The sequence below is a fragment of the Snodgrassella sp. M0351 genome, assembly GCF_016100575.1.
GTDB lineage: Bacteria > Pseudomonadota > Gammaproteobacteria > Burkholderiales > Neisseriaceae > Snodgrassella > Snodgrassella alvi.
This window is the reverse complement of record NZ_JACFSG010000001.1, coordinates 1,101,006-1,115,081: the sequence shown is the minus strand read 5'-3', so window position 1 is coordinate 1,115,081 and position 14,076 is coordinate 1,101,006. Positions and strand designations below refer to the sequence as shown.

Here is a 14,076-nt window from a genome sequence, read left to right as displayed (position 1 = left end):
AACAGGTAAATGTAAAACTATTTATCTGAAATTACCAGTGTCAGAATAATTTTTATGATTGATTTTGTGTTTGCTGTTGTAGTTGTCTTGCCCATCGGGACAGACTGATATTCAGTTGCTGTAAACATGGCTGTAGCAGGGTGTTTACGGAAGTAGCTACGGCTGAATTGTGATTAGGCTGATAAATAAATAGTTGATACAAATCTGACAGCATGATTTTATCCGGATCTTTTTGCAATATCCAGCCGTCACTACAGTAAGCAATATAATGCTGCTTTTCGAGTTTAGAAAGTATCTGGTCTAAATGTTTATCACTGATTCCGAGCTTTTGCTGCAACAGACAGGATTTGACAGCCTGTCCTTGTTGCTGAGCTGTTACCAGCTGATACAACAGATCAAGTGCATTTTCAAATGGCTGATACTGACGCAGATGGCGAAATCTGTCCTGATGCCAGTAGGGCAAAGAAGAGGTAAGTACAGCACCGGCAAGTAACAGCAACCATAATAAATTCAGCCAGATTAAAAATACCGGTATTGCTGCAAATGCACCATATACTTTCTGATAATTGCCAAAATAGGTAACAAAAATAGCAAAGCCGCGCCGCAATAAATCCAGCCCCACTGCTGTGATAAAAGCACCTAGCAGAGCATGCTGCCATCGAACAAAACAAAATGGTACCAGTTTATATAATAAAAACAATAAAATGGTGAATAGCGCCAGATTGGTGATAATTTTAAAAAGTGTGCTGTAAAACGGTATCTGATTGGCCATATTGGCCGGATTAGATAATAAATTAATAAAAGACAGACTCATTCCCAGCACGACCGGTCCCAGGGTTAGCAGTGCCCAGTAAATCAGAATACGAATCCATAGTGGTCGCTGATCGCGTGCTTGCCAGATTTGATTAAATGCATGCTCAATTGTCTGTATCAGCATCAGTGAGGTAATAATCATAAAACTGATACCGACAGCAGTTAATCCGCTGGCTTTATCCCGGAAGTCATACAGATAGTCACCGACAGAATCGGCACCGGCAGCCGGTACAATAATATGGGTCAGAAACTGATTAAAGCGTGTGGCCATATCTGCAAACATGGGAAACGCATTAATGACAATAACAGTAATAGTAAAAAAAGGTACCAGTGCCAGCAGCGTAGTAAATGTCAGGCTGGCGGCAATAAGCGGCAGCTTGCAGCGCTGATAGTTATGCGCAACAAACAATAAAAACTGTGGCAGGCGCTGCTGTAAATATTTGCTTTTAAATAATTGTATATTCATGGCGACTCCTCACATGGCTGATTGTAACCAAAAAGAGCAGACGGCGCAGACTTTCCGTGCAGGCTGGTCAATTTATGACACTTACGGCACAATAATAGCCTTCAGACAATCTTTAAGGAGCAGTATATGGCCGATTTACCTATTCTGGTGGTGTATTACAGCCTGTCAGGCAGTACCCGTAATCTGGCACTGGCACTGGCTCGTGGTGTAGACAGTGTAGAAGGGTGTGAAGCTTTGTTACGCACTGTACCGAAAGTGTCGGCTGTATGTGAAGCAACAGCAGCGGAGATTCCGGATGAAGGAGCGCCTTATGTTACTCTGGATGAAGTTCAGAACTGTGCAGCACTTGCTCTGGGCAGCCCGACGAGGTTTGGAAATTGTGCTGCACCGGTTAAATATTTTCTCGACAGTACCAGCAGCTTGTGGCTGGCGGGTAGTCTGATTGGCAAACCAGCCTGTGTATTTACCAGTACCACCAGTTTGCATGGTGGTCAGGAAAGTACGCTTTTAAGTATGATGACTCCGCTTTTGCATCACGGGATGCTGTTGTGCGGTATTCCGTTCAGTGAACCACAGCTTAATGGTACCCATAGTGGCGGAACACCTTACGGTGCCAGCCATGTGGCCGGTCATAATAATAATACTCAACTAAGTGCTGAAGAAGAGGCACTGGCTTTTGCCCAGGGTAAACGGTTGGCTGAACTGGCGCTGCGTCTGAAAAGCTAAAATTAATATCAGGAATAATCATGAGTTACCACACCAATCTAAAGAGTGAAGCTACTTTACCGACTATTTACCGTCATCGCTCCATCCGTAAATTTACTGAAGAAGCTTTAACGGATGAGCAGCGTGAAGCGGTCTGGGAAGCCGGTCGTGCTGCTTCTTCATCCAGTTTTATGCAAAGTACCCAGATTATTCGCGTTACAGATGCGGAAAAACGTGCGGCTTTATGTGAAGTTGCAGCCAATCAGAAATACGTACGTACTGCTGCAGAATTCTGGGTATTTTGTATTGATTACACAAAACACAAGCAGGCTTTTCCTGAAGCCCAGCTGGACTGGACTGAAGGATTAATTCTCGGTGCTGTGGATGCCGGTATCATGGCACAAAACTGTCTTCTGGCAGCTGAATCAATGGGCTTGGGTGGTGTGTATATTGGTTCTCTGCGTAATGATGTCGCCCGTGCGGCAGAAATACTGGCGTTGCCGCCATTAACTTTTCCGCTGTTCGGCATGTGTATCGGGCATCCGGCTCAGGATCCGATGTATCGTCCCCGTCTGCCTTTGGAAACACTGGTGAGTGAAAACAGTTATAAGGCACTTGATGCAGCCAAACTGGCTGCTTATGATGAACAGCTTACTGCTTATTATAAAGAGCGCAGTGGTCTGGATCTGAACTGGAGTAAGGCTGTGACTAACAATTTTTCTCAGCCTTTACGTCCGCAGATTCTGCCATTTTTGCATCAGCAGGGGCTGGCGAAACGCTAAACAGACTGAATAAAAAATAACCGGTTTTGCAGGATATAATTACCCGCAGAACCGGTTTTTTTATTTAAATACAGAATTACCGCTGCTGACGCATGGATAAAATACTTTCACCCAGTGCCTGACCAAGCCGCTGATAACCTTTTGAGGTAAAGTGAACACCATCATTCCGGGCCAGTCCCTGATTAATCCATGGTTTCATACTGCATTCACCCCCCATTACTGCCTGCCAGTCCCAGAAAAATACCTGCTGGCTTTGTGCCACTTCTTTTTGCATCTCCTGTAATTCAGTGAGTTTTTCCGGTCGTACGCCGCATGAGCCAGCTGTACTTTTCAGACTTTCCGGCGCACCAAGAATCATAATGGCACTGTTGGGAGAGGCTGCACGAATGCGGTTAATAGTTTCAATCAGATTTTGTTTAACGGTTTCAATCTCAACTCCGTTATAGGCTTCGTTGGTACCGTAGGCAAGAATAATCAGGTCGGGAGCAATAACATTCAACTCCTGCTGCCATGCCTGAGTATTCCAGCGTTGCCACTGAGTAAGCTGGGCACCATTAATCCCCAGAGCAGAAAATACCACACCCTGACGGTTTTGATTACGTACCCACCAGCCGCCTATGGCTGTCTGAAAATTCATACCGGCGGTAACGGTAATCGGAAAATGTGCGTTAAACTGACTGAAATGCCATTGATTATCTTTGGGTTGTGCGCCAAGAACAATCTGTTTACCGTTACTGTCGGTAATCGTTAAATCTTCATCATTTGGTCCCTGACGGATAGTGACGGTAACTGTTTGTTCGACTTCGGGCTCACGTGTTTTGATAGTCATTACTGACCCCACGGAAGGAACAGCTACCAAACCGCCAAGTGCATAATTCTGGCTGGTATCGGTACGGCTGGAAATAGCCTGCCAGCCCTGATTCTGGTAGGTAAAACGCGCCAGACGTAAACCCGGAAACTGAGTCGGCATAGCCCATCCGGGACCGCCATTACCTAATTGCTGCTGTAAGTACACACGGGCAGCGTCTGTAAGGTAATCCGCTGCTGTATGTGAATCACCGATTTGCACTATATTGATACTTTTTTTCTGTAATGCCTGGGCAATCTGTGCAGCATGATTATTCTGCGAAGATGCTGATACCTGTTTGCGGGCAGATTGTGCCGGAGCCGGATCTGCTGAGCAGGCCATAATGAAAAGGCAGCAGCCCAGAATGGCAAGATGCTTTTTACTGTACATTTGTTGTATCGTTATCCGTAATTTGTGCTGGCAGATTGAAGCGGTTAAAAATATTTCTGGCAATAATTTTTTGCCCAGAAAGTGTGAAATGAATCCCGTCTGAACTGCGGGTTTTAATTTTCTTTCCATCAGCTTGTGTTACCGTATCATAAAATTGATCACCATTACTACCCAGCATTGCACGGGTATCTACGACATATCCATGATTTTTGCTTACTTCATCGGCAGTAATCTGACGCAGATAAATCATTTGTTCATTCAGTTTTTGCTTTCTCATATCCGGCGGAGTCAGCCACAAAACGGTGACCTGATGCTGTCGGGCGCTATCCATAATGGTTTTGATGTGGCTGCGGTAAATACTTTCCCATTGAGGAGATGCGAAGCTGACAAATCTGCTGCCGTTATGCGGATCAGGAATATCCCATGGATCATTCGGTCCGAGAAACATAACCAGTATTTTGATATGCGGATTATTTTCCAGCGTATTTGCAATAGTCTGCGGCCAGTTAAAGAAGCCCGGATAGGTTAATCCGGTACTCTGTTTGCTCAGGTTGATACTTTTAATACCATAAACTTCACTGAGCCATTTTTGCACATGCGGTGCCACCCCCTGCATTAATGAATCACCGGCAAAAAACACTTCATCAGCAGCTGTAAGCGTAAAGGCTGCCTTCATATCATTTTCTATTGCTGCTTTTTTCTGGGCTAACCGATGCTGTTCCTGTGCAAGTTTTAGTTGTTGCTGCAATTTGGCTTTATAGCTGTCCGTATAGGCGTAATTATCATTAAAAGCAGTGATGGTGCTGAGGTTAGCAGACTTGATTGACTGATTAAGCTGGTTGACACCGTTATTAAGTGCTTCACCAGCACGGCTGCCTGTTTGCCACCATGTATACTGTTTTAGTTTCGTTAAAATACTGTTGCTATGGTAAGTTTGCTGATAATAGGCGATAATTGAGTTTTGCATCAGCCATAATGCAATACCGGCAGTAATGATGAAAACAAGCAGGACAAAACGAAATTGCTGTTTATTGCTTTTCTTCGGCTGCTCTTTGGTTTCTGTTTCTTCACTCTCAACAACAATAGGCATTGTTGTAATGGTTTTTACACTAACCACAGGTACTTCCTCAACATGAGGATACTTTTTTTTCTGTTTATTGTGGTAAGAAGGCACGCGGCGGTATTTAGAAGTTGGCATAAATGAATCCCGGAATACCTGTTGGCGCGCAAATTAATACCAGAACCACTAACAGTAATAAAGGAAGAATCAGACGGTATCGTGGCAGAGAATCCGCGCGCTTGTATAACATATTGGTAAATTTTGCCAGAAATGGATACAGTATCCATGCCAGCAATAACAAACTAAAAAAATAAAACGGATTGGTACTCAGAGGTACATTGATATTGTTGTAAAACAGTGCGTGTAACAAAAGCAGAGCATCATTAAGTGTAGGTGCGCGGAAAAAAATAAAACAAAAACATACAAAATGTACAGTCACAACTATGCTGATAATTTTAGCTGGCCGGCTGCTTTTACTCAAAGCATCGCGAGCTTTATTCAATTCACAATGACGCAGACGACTGTACAGCCAGTCGCCCAGATTAAGCAAGATCATCCCGGCTGCATGCAATAAGCCCCAGATTAAAAAATGCCAGCCTGTCCCGTGCCAGATTCCGGATAATGCCATGGCTATCAGCAGGTTAAGCTGGGTGCGCGCCATTCCATGTCGACCGCCGCCCAACGGGATATAAATATAATCCCGTATCCAGGTTGATAAGCTGATGTGCCAGCGCAGCCAGAATTCGCGGATATTATGTGCCAGTAATGGTGCGCGGAAATTCACCGGAAGGCGAAATCCCAGTAGCAACCCAATCGCGATCATCAGGTCACTGTAACCGGAAAAATTAAAAAACAGCTGAACAGTATAGCCATATATGGCAGCCAGTATTTCCAGACTATGATATTGCATGGGATTAGCGAATACCGGATCTACCCAGTTGTCGGCAATCCAGCCGGACAGCCACCAGTTTTTCATTAAAGCCATTACAATCAGACACAATGCCAGAGTAGGTGCCAGAATTCTGCGGGGTTGCGGAGTATAGATTTGTGTTGCCATACCGCAGGCCTGTTTATATATATCCGTTAACCCGCGTGCATCGTAGGCGCGTGCAATCGGGCCTGCAGTAATAGTAGGGAAAAAAGCCAGATGCAGGGCCAGACCCGGTAATGTAAAAACTTTACCGGCAGGCTGATTGTGGCATCGCTCCTGATAAAGCGAAACCAGATAGCTGATGGCCTGAAATGAGTAGTAGGACAGTCCCAGCGGTAATATGATACCCGACAGCCAGTCGGAACTCAGTTTCAAACTATCCAAGCCATAGCTGACAGAGGTGCGGAAAAAATCAAAATATTTCCATAATGCCAGATTCAGAATAGTGCATATGATTGCAGTTATCAGCCATATTCTGGGTTTAGCGGCATGAACTATTCGTACAGATGTGGCATAAATAAATACCGTAAATAGCAGTAATGCAATTAGTGCCTGTATTTTTCCGCACAAATAAACAATCAGATAACTGGTGCACAGTAAAAGCAGATTTTGCAGTTTCGGTTTGCTGCCCAACAGCCAGTAAAGACAGAAAAAGGCAATAAATGAAAGGCCGAATTCAATAGATATAAAACTAAACATGAAACAGATAAACAGTCAGAAAGTAGTGATTGTTAAACCATGCCAAACATAAATAATAAGAAAAGCAACAGTTGAGAATCAGTTAATTCATGTTTTTGCTTAAATCCGGATTATTTCCGGCAGCTAATATATGCATACAATATTCGTTTTGTAAAAGCATATAATCAATCAATGATCCGGTATTATGAATAAGCTTGCAAAAAATCTCACATTACCAGAATAAACAAGTATTCTCAGTGTGAATGAAAACTACATATTCATAAAATATAAACACTTCAAACCGGAATATGTATTCTTTTCGCTTAATCTGAATTGGCTGTCAATTCTCAAGTCTATTAATGATTCAGTAGCTCACTGAACATGACTTGTACAAACAAGTATTTTACCTCGATATGTGAAACAATGTAAGGAAATTAATAAATAAAAATTTATTATTTAAATAATAAACATATTAAAAATATTTATTGCTTTTGCTGATATCGATATTTGTCAGCACAAAGCCTGAGTAAACATCGGCAAAATTTCTGTGTTTTCTGCTATTATCAACTTACGTAAAAAATTTATTGCCGGTATGTATAAATATTAACTTTAACTATGGATTCCAGAATGTTCTGAGCTGAAATCTGCTGATATTCACATTTGACTTTTACCATATGTCAGGGTTTAACGTATTAATGGTATCAGACAATATTTAAAGGAATACTATGCACGAACATAACCATACACATGAGCATGAACATGATGAAGCTCATCATCACCATCACCATCATCATCTTGGTGCACACAGTGCAGATAAAAAAGTTTTAAGTATTTCACTGCTGATTATCGGTGCATATATGGTGGTAGAGATTATTGGTGGTTGGTTAACCAATAGTCTGGCACTGCTGTCGGATGCTGGTCATATGTTTTCGGATGCACTGGCACTGGCACTGTCGTTAATCGCATTTCACCTGAGTGAGCGACCGGTAAATGGTCGGCAGACCTTTGGTTATAAACGCTTTGAAATTATTGCGGCGGCAGTAAATGGTCTGGCGCTAATGGTAATTGCAGTTATGATTGTTTATGAAGCCATAGGTCGTTTTGTTAATCCGCCGGATATTGCTACCCGGGGCATGCTGATTATCAGTACGATTGGTTTACTGGTAAATATTATTATTGCCTGGTATATGCACAGCAGTAGTGAGACAGAACATAATGTAAACATGCGCGGGGCGTTTCTACACGTACTGGGTGATTTACTCGGTTCTGTGGGTGCTATTGCCGCAGCTGTACTGATGATGCTGTTTGGCTGGCGCTGGGCTGACCCGGTAGCAAGTATAGTGGTAGCCTGCCTGATTGCTTACAGTGGAATCGGAATCTTGAAAACCACTTTGCGTATTCTGATGGAAGGCACACCGGATGCAATTGAGCTGGAACAGCTGGGCAGAGTGATTCAGGATATGCCGGGAATTAAAGCTGTACATGATTTACATGCCTGGACTATTACCAGCAATATGAATGCTTTGTCCTGCCATATTGTTGTTGATGGTACATTAACAATAACGGAAGCAGAGAAACTGGTTAATGAACTGGCAGAAGTATTGCTCAGACATGATATACATCATGTTACGGTACAGACAGAAAGCGCAGCCCATAAACACAGCAATAATCTTTTATGCTGTATCCCTTCTGTTGCCGGTCAGCATGTTCATTAATACAATATAATCAGATTATCAGACCATTTTTCAGGTAGAAAATCATGATTAAAGCTGTGTTATTTGATCTGGACGGTACCCTGGCCGATACGGCGCCAGACTTAGGGATAGCCCTTAATAATGTGCTGCAAAAGCAGAATTTACCGCCTAAAACTATGGCAGAGATTCGTCCGGTTGCCAGCCATGGTGCAGCAGGACTGATTAAACTCGGTACAGGTATGCAGCCTGATAATCCTGCGTTTGCAGCTTTGAGGCAGGATTTTATGGATGAGTATGAACTGCATTTTACTGATCAGACCGTTTTATTTGGCGGCATCAATGAGTTATTAGAAAAACTGGCTGAACAGAACATAGCCTGGGGGATTATTACCAATAAGCCGCATGTTTTTACTGACCGTCTGGTACCAAAACTCGGATGCAGTATTGAACCGGCTGTAATCGTAAGCGGAGATACCACTAGTGCGCCGAAACCCAGTACCGAACCCATGTTCTATGCATGCCGTCACATTGGCGTAGCTCCCGAAAACTGTCTGTATATCGGTGATGCAGAGCGTGATATGCAGGCAGGACGCAATGCCGGCATGATTACTGTGCTGGCGAACTGGGGATATATCGGTGCAGAAGATAACATATCGCAATGGCCAGCCGATTATATTGTTGAGCAGCCAAAAGAAATTCTTCAACTATTAAATAAATAATTTTTTAAACGAACAAGGGGAAAACATGAAAACCATTGGGTTGCTCGGTGGCATGAGCTGGGAAAGTTCTGCTGAATATTACCGCATGATTAATGAACAAGTACGTGAGCGTCTTGGTGGTACGCACTCAGCCCGCAGCATCATGTTATCTGTAGATTTTGCCGAAATCGAAGCTTTGCAGCATCAGGGACGATGGGATGAACTGGCAGAAAATATGTGTACAGCTGCACGTCAGCTGGAGCAGGGCGGAGCACAGTGTATTGTAATTTGTACCAATACCATGCATCGTATGGCTGAACAGGTACAGAATAGTATAACAATACCTTTGCTGCATATCGCTGATGCAACGGCTAAGCAAATTTGCAGCCAGAAGCTGCAAAAAGTTGGCTTACTGGGTACCGAATTCACCATGAAGCAGGATTTTTATAAAGGCCGGCTTACAGAAAAATTTGGTTTAGAGGTATTGATTCCTGACGATAAAGATTGTCAGACAGTACATAAAATTATTTATGAAGAGCTGGTATCAGGTATCATACGTGAAGAATCACGCCAGCAGTACCGGCAGATTATCCGGCGTCTGGCTGATAAGGGCGCTCAAGCCATCATTCTTGGCTGTACCGAAATTATGTTACTGGTTTCGCAGGATGACAGTCCGGTACCGGTATTTGATACTACGGCAATTCATGCTACTGCAGCAGTAGACTGGGCTTTAACAGATAAATAATGCAGTTTCCGAAATATAAAAGCGGATAAGCTGATAAAACAGATGGTTAAATAATCATCTGTTTTGTTTTTCAGTCAGATTGAAAAAATAATTAATTAGATTAAAAGTGTTGTTTTATTTAATAAAAAATATAAATTATAATTTGTCTGTTCCGCAATTATTTTACTTGTTCCGCAATTCGAGCAACATCATTTATTTTTATTAACTACACCTTCTTCAAATGGATCTATCTCTTTGCTGCGTCTGATATATACTCGTTTCGTTATATTTACGCTGGAATGACCTAATAATTTTTGCGCTGCCTCTTCACTAGATACTAATGATTTATCTGTAGCTGACTTGGCGCGTAAATCTCTAAACTGAGCTTGTGCTAATTCTTCGGCGTGTTCTGGGTGCTTTTGAATAGCTATAGCCTGTGCTTTCTTGTAGCGCTCCCATAAGTTACCTACAGACATTTTGCGCTTACGCGAATTTAAAAATAAATATCCTCCATAAGGTGCGCGGCGCGTGATTATTTCTTGTAAACTCTCAGTAACTTTAAAGCGCAAAGGATTGCTTGTTTTATTTTGTTTAAAACTAAGTATGCCATTGTGAATAAGGCCAGTATGGATTTTTAGCATATCGCTTGGTCGTTGCCCTAACATCATCGCCATTCGCATTGCATCCTGTAAGTCTTGCGTGCCATATCTGTAAAGAAGTTCATATATATAGTCTTCAACATATACGTCCCTTGGTTTTTCTTTGTTTTTTTTAATACCTTTAGATGGACATTCTTTGTTAATATAATTCCAGTTTGCAGGGCTGCACATTGTCCATATTGTGCTAAATAATGCTAAATCCCTATTGGCTGCCACAGGTGTTTGAGGCGTAGTTAAGTTATTAGAAAGTAAAGCCAGCTAGATGCTGGCTTTGTATTTGTTTATCAAAACAAACAAACTCATTAAATTTATTATTATTTCTATAAGCTACTAATTAAGCATCAATAATAATATCTCCTGTAGGAATGGCAACACAAGTTAAGCAACAACCTTCATCTGAGTGTTCGGCCCCATTAAGATGCGTCGTTGAACCTTTTATAACTTTAGTTGAGCAACTTTCACATTGCCCTACACGGCAACCACTAGGCATTTTGATACCCAAACTTTCTCCAAAAGTCAGCAGCATCTTTAGGGTTAGTCCTTTTCATTGGGTAAAAAATGCGATTAGCACTATATATCAGTTCAGGTGCTGCCTTGCCTTTCATACACATGGCATGACCATTTGGATGAGTTGGATTCGGTATAACTTTAATCAAGCGATTGTTATCAACTTCATTTAATGTACCACAGCGTGAGCGGCAAAGTGTGCAGTATCCTGCAATTAACGTAGACATTTGATAACTTCTTATTTACGCATTGCTCTCAAACCATTGATAATCACGGCTAAAGATGCACCTACATCAGCGAAAACAGCCATCCACATTGTTGATAAACCCATAAAAGTAAGTACAAAGAATATCGCCTTAACCCCTAGGGCAAATGCTATATTTTGTACTAAAATCGCATAGGTAGATTTAGACAATCCTATGAACTTAGGAATTTTTTGAAGATCATCATCCATTAATGCCACATCAGCAGTTTCTATGGCCGTATCTGTACCGCCACCGGCCATTGCAAAACCGATATCTGCTTTAGCGAGAGCAGGTGCATCGTTAATCCCATCACCTACCATACCTACAATTTCATTATTTGTTTGCAATTGTTTGACTATCTGAAGCTTCTCTTCTGGCAATAAATTTCCTTTGAAGTCATCTACACCTACTTGTTCTGCAATAGCTCTGGCAGTATGCTCATTATCACCAGTAAGCATCAGTGTTTTGACGCCCTTTTTTTTCAATTCACGTATGGCTTCAATACTGGATTCTTTCAATGTATCAGCTACTGCAAAAAGCCCTTGAACACCTTTTTCCCCTACTAAAGCCACAACCGTTTTTCCCATTTTTTCTAAATTAATAATTTGAGATTCAAGTTTTTTCGAGCATTTTTTTAGTGCTTCAACCATGCGATGGTTACCCAAATACCACGTCTGCCCATTAATAACGCCACTAACGCCTTGACCAGGTATAGCGATAAACTCATCAACATCTTGTAAAATCAAATCATTTTCAATTGCATTGTCTGCAATAGCCTTAGATACTGGGTGATCTGAACGGGCAGCAATACTGGAAGCAATAGTTACGATCGTATTTCTCTCAAGATTGCCGGTCTTCACAAAATCAGTTTGGCGAGGCTTACCATGAGTAATAGTTCCAGTCTTGTCTAAAGCCAACCAAGTTAGTTTGCGACCTTGTTCAAGGAATGTTCCTCCCTTCACTAAGATGCCATAGCGTGTTGCGGCGGCCATTCCTGAAACAATACTAACAGGGGTTGATATGACAAGTGCGCAAGGACAGCCTATAACTAAAATGACCAGAGCAGTATAGATTGACTCATCCCATTTGCCTCCCATAATCAGCGGTGAAGCAATTGCTACTAAAATGGCTGTTATAAAAACAGCAGGCGTATAGTATTTTGCAAATTGGTCAACAAACCTTTGCATAGGTGCTTTAGCTCCTTGAGCCTCTTCTACTGCATGGATAATACGAGCGAGAGTTGAATTATTTGCTGCTGCAGTTACTTCAAACTCAAAAGAACCTGATTCATTAATTGTGCCTGCATAAACCATGCCATCCACTGTTTTTTCTATGGGCATGCTTTCACCAGTAATAGGTGCTTGGTTAATCGTAGACTGACCTGTTTTAATGACACCATCTAAGCCAATTTTTTCGCCAGGCTTTACTCGTACTCGACTGCCTATAGGGATTTGGCGAATATTAATTTCTTGCCACGTCCCATTTTCTTGTAAAACGGTTGCTTTCTCAGGTGCCAAAGCAAGAAGGTTTTTAATTGCATTTCTAGCGCGATCAAGTGCTTTTGCCTCAATAGCTTCTGATAAATTAAATAACACCATGACCATCGCTGCCTCTGGAAACTGCCCGATAAAGATCGCGCCTGTTACAGCAACAGACATAAGTGCATTGATGTTTAAATTGAAATTCTTGACTGCTAACCAGCCCTTTTTATAAGTAGAAAGACCTGCTAAGGCAATAGCTATTACAGCAAATATTAAAGGTAAACATTCTACAATTTCAATTCTGCCAATAGTCCAAGCTTTGAGATTAAGACCAAATGGACTTATTCCCCATTCATTAATCAGTTCAAAAGTTTCAGATAATCCAGCAGCTATTCCTGCTATTGCTAATTTTCCCCATGGTATTTTAGGTGAAGAGATAGTATTACTTTCTCCAGACTCAGTATTTAGAAGTTTTGCATCCATATTTAATGAAAATAATGCTTCTGATATCGTAGATAAAGCAGAAGTCTCATGATTTATTTTCAAAGTACGTTGTATTAAATTAAATTCAAGATCAAAAATACCTGATACTGTAGCGAGCTTACTTCGGATTAAGTTCTCCTCAACTGGGCAATCCATACCATTAATTGAAAACACCGTTATTACACCTTTATTATTAGGTATTAGCTCTGGTGTCATATCGATTGATTTTAGTGCAGCAATAATTGATTCAGTAGATGAAAGCTCATGATCAACAGTGAGAATACGTTGCATTAAATTAAACTCAAGATGAGTAATCCCTTGAATGCTGCCAAGTTTTTTTCGAATAAGCGCTTCTTCCATTGGGCAATCCATTTTCATGATGCGGTAAACAGCTCGAGTATCAGAAGCATCACTAATAGGGGATATGTCTAATAAAGGAGAGGTTACATGTTCATGCCCACAACATCCTCCACTGGAGTGTGCACTGTCCGAATCATCTTCTCCATCATCATCTGTTTTCGCGCAGGTTGCATGATGGTGCTCATTTGGTGTTTTATTTTTGTTATCAGAGCTAGAACAACACTTTGTTTCTTGTTTATTCTTATTTGTCTGTTCACATGAATGATTAGCCTCATGCTTTGTTTTGCAAGAACAGGTTTTTGAAAAAGATCTCATTGTCCGTCTCCTATAATAATTAAATAAAAAAGAATTTTGCTCTTTGGGTTTAACAATGGATTAATTATTAACCTTGATGTAACGTTAATGTCAATAGTTCTTATGATTTTTATGAGCAATAACTGTTTTTTGCACTAGCTATAAATTCTAATTACTAAATACTAAATTCGATTTTATCAAAGGGTTTTACGCTGATATTGAGAAGAGAATAAGGTAGTTAATAAGAAATAATCATGAC

At 41.4% G+C, this 14,076-nt stretch carries 13 protein-coding genes; 5 read left to right on the top strand and 8 right to left on the bottom strand.

Features of this window, described 5'->3' with window-relative positions; all coding sequences use genetic code 11:
• Nucleotides 1-52: 52 nt before the first annotated feature.
• A complete protein-coding gene (locus tag H3V01_RS04990) occupies nucleotides 53-1,279 on the bottom strand; it encodes a YihY family inner membrane protein (RefSeq protein ID WP_198186151.1) in 1,227 nt (408 codons plus the stop codon).
• 126 nt (nucleotides 1,280-1,405) lie between these two features.
• Between H3V01_RS04990 and wrbA the strand changes: the two genes are divergently transcribed.
• Nucleotides 1,406-2,005: an NAD(P)H:quinone oxidoreductase gene (wrbA, locus tag H3V01_RS04985; protein ID WP_198186150.1), complete on the top strand. Its 600-nt coding sequence runs from the start codon at nucleotides 1,406-1,408 to the stop codon at nucleotides 2,003-2,005.
• Between the two features lie 20 nt (nucleotides 2,006-2,025).
• Entirely contained in the window at nucleotides 2,026-2,766 is a 741-nt protein-coding gene (nfsA, locus tag H3V01_RS04980; protein WP_198186149.1) for an oxygen-insensitive NADPH nitroreductase, read from the top strand.
• A gap of 76 nt (nucleotides 2,767-2,842) precedes the next feature.
• Here nfsA and H3V01_RS04975 read toward each other — a convergent pair whose 3' ends face one another.
• From H3V01_RS04975 to H3V01_RS04965, 3 genes are read right to left on the bottom strand one after another with little or no spacing between them, the layout of a single operon-like run.
• A complete protein-coding gene (locus H3V01_RS04975; protein ID WP_198186148.1) occupies nucleotides 2,843-4,003 on the bottom strand; it encodes an SGNH/GDSL hydrolase family protein in 1,161 nt (386 codons plus the stop codon).
• Nucleotides 3,993-5,201 (bottom strand): SGNH/GDSL hydrolase family protein, encoded by a 1,209-nt coding sequence (locus H3V01_RS04970; protein ID WP_198186147.1) that lies wholly within the window; start codon nucleotides 5,199-5,201, stop codon nucleotides 3,993-3,995. Before H3V01_RS04970 ends, H3V01_RS04975 begins: the two co-directional genes overlap by 11 nt.
• A complete protein-coding gene (locus tag H3V01_RS04965) occupies nucleotides 5,188-6,693 on the bottom strand; it encodes an MBOAT family O-acyltransferase (protein ID WP_198186146.1) in 1,506 nt (501 codons plus the stop codon). Before H3V01_RS04965 ends, H3V01_RS04970 begins: the two co-directional genes overlap by 14 nt.
• Before the next feature lie 704 nt (nucleotides 6,694-7,397).
• Here H3V01_RS04965 and H3V01_RS04960 point away from each other — a divergent pair.
• From H3V01_RS04960 to H3V01_RS04950, 3 genes are read left to right on the top strand one after another with little or no spacing between them, the layout of a single operon-like run.
• Nucleotides 7,398-8,387, top strand: a complete 990-nt coding sequence (locus H3V01_RS04960; protein WP_198186145.1) for a cation diffusion facilitator family transporter — start codon at nucleotides 7,398-7,400, stop codon at nucleotides 8,385-8,387.
• Between the two features lie 44 nt (nucleotides 8,388-8,431).
• Complete coding sequence (locus tag H3V01_RS04955) at nucleotides 8,432-9,085, top strand: HAD family hydrolase (protein WP_198186144.1); 654 nt, start codon at nucleotides 8,432-8,434, stop codon at nucleotides 9,083-9,085.
• A gap of 25 nt (nucleotides 9,086-9,110) precedes the next feature.
• On the top strand, nucleotides 9,111-9,809 hold the full coding sequence (locus tag H3V01_RS04950; protein ID WP_025330903.1) for an aspartate/glutamate racemase family protein: 699 nt from the start codon (nucleotides 9,111-9,113) through the stop codon (nucleotides 9,807-9,809).
• Nucleotides 9,810-9,997: 188 nt separating this feature from the next.
• Here H3V01_RS04950 and H3V01_RS11020 read toward each other — a convergent pair whose 3' ends face one another.
• From H3V01_RS11020 to H3V01_RS04930, 4 genes are all read right to left on the bottom strand, one after another.
• Nucleotides 9,998-10,663, bottom strand: coding sequence for a tyrosine-type recombinase/integrase (locus H3V01_RS11020; RefSeq protein WP_198186143.1), 666 nt, complete (start codon nucleotides 10,661-10,663; stop codon nucleotides 9,998-10,000).
• A 118-nt stretch (nucleotides 10,664-10,781) separates the two neighbouring features.
• The gene (locus H3V01_RS11260) at nucleotides 10,782-10,937 is read right to left on the bottom strand and encodes a 2Fe-2S iron-sulfur cluster-binding protein (RefSeq protein WP_370570123.1); all 156 of its coding nucleotides are present in this window, start codon (nucleotides 10,935-10,937) and stop codon (nucleotides 10,782-10,784) included.
• Nucleotides 10,930-11,181, bottom strand: coding sequence for a hypothetical protein (locus H3V01_RS04935; RefSeq protein WP_198186141.1), 252 nt, complete (start codon nucleotides 11,179-11,181; stop codon nucleotides 10,930-10,932). Before H3V01_RS04935 ends, H3V01_RS11260 begins: the two co-directional genes overlap by 8 nt.
• A gap of 11 nt (nucleotides 11,182-11,192) precedes the next feature.
• Complete coding sequence (locus H3V01_RS04930) at nucleotides 11,193-13,838, bottom strand: heavy metal translocating P-type ATPase (RefSeq protein WP_232332591.1); 2,646 nt, start codon at nucleotides 13,836-13,838, stop codon at nucleotides 11,193-11,195.
• Nucleotides 13,839-14,076: the final 238 nt, after the last annotated feature.

Coding starts and splice junctions, on each gene's coding strand:
- H3V01_RS04990 (WP_198186151.1), bottom strand. CDS start 1,279: ATGAATATACAATTATTTAAAAGCAAATATTTACAGCAGCGCCTGCCA.
- wrbA (WP_198186150.1), top strand. CDS start 1,406: ATGGCCGATTTACCTATTCTGGTGGTGTATTACAGCCTGTCAGGCAGT.
- nfsA (WP_198186149.1), top strand. CDS start 2,026: ATGAGTTACCACACCAATCTAAAGAGTGAAGCTACTTTACCGACTATT.
- H3V01_RS04975 (WP_198186148.1), bottom strand. CDS start 4,003: ATGTACAGTAAAAAGCATCTTGCCATTCTGGGCTGCTGCCTTTTCATT.
- H3V01_RS04970 (WP_198186147.1), bottom strand. CDS start 5,201: ATGCCAACTTCTAAATACCGCCGCGTGCCTTCTTACCACAATAAACAG.
- H3V01_RS04965 (WP_198186146.1), bottom strand. CDS start 6,693: ATGTTTAGTTTTATATCTATTGAATTCGGCCTTTCATTTATTGCCTTT.
- H3V01_RS04960 (WP_198186145.1), top strand. CDS start 7,398: ATGCACGAACATAACCATACACATGAGCATGAACATGATGAAGCTCAT.
- H3V01_RS04955 (WP_198186144.1), top strand. CDS start 8,432: ATGATTAAAGCTGTGTTATTTGATCTGGACGGTACCCTGGCCGATACG.
- H3V01_RS04950 (WP_025330903.1), top strand. CDS start 9,111: ATGAAAACCATTGGGTTGCTCGGTGGCATGAGCTGGGAAAGTTCTGCT.
- H3V01_RS11260 (WP_370570123.1), bottom strand. CDS start 10,937: ATGCCTAGTGGTTGCCGTGTAGGGCAATGTGAAAGTTGCTCAACTAAA.
- H3V01_RS04935 (WP_198186141.1), bottom strand. CDS start 11,181: ATGTCTACGTTAATTGCAGGATACTGCACACTTTGCCGCTCACGCTGT.
- H3V01_RS04930 (WP_232332591.1), bottom strand. CDS start 13,838: ATGAGATCTTTTTCAAAAACCTGTTCTTGCAAAACAAAGCATGAGGCT.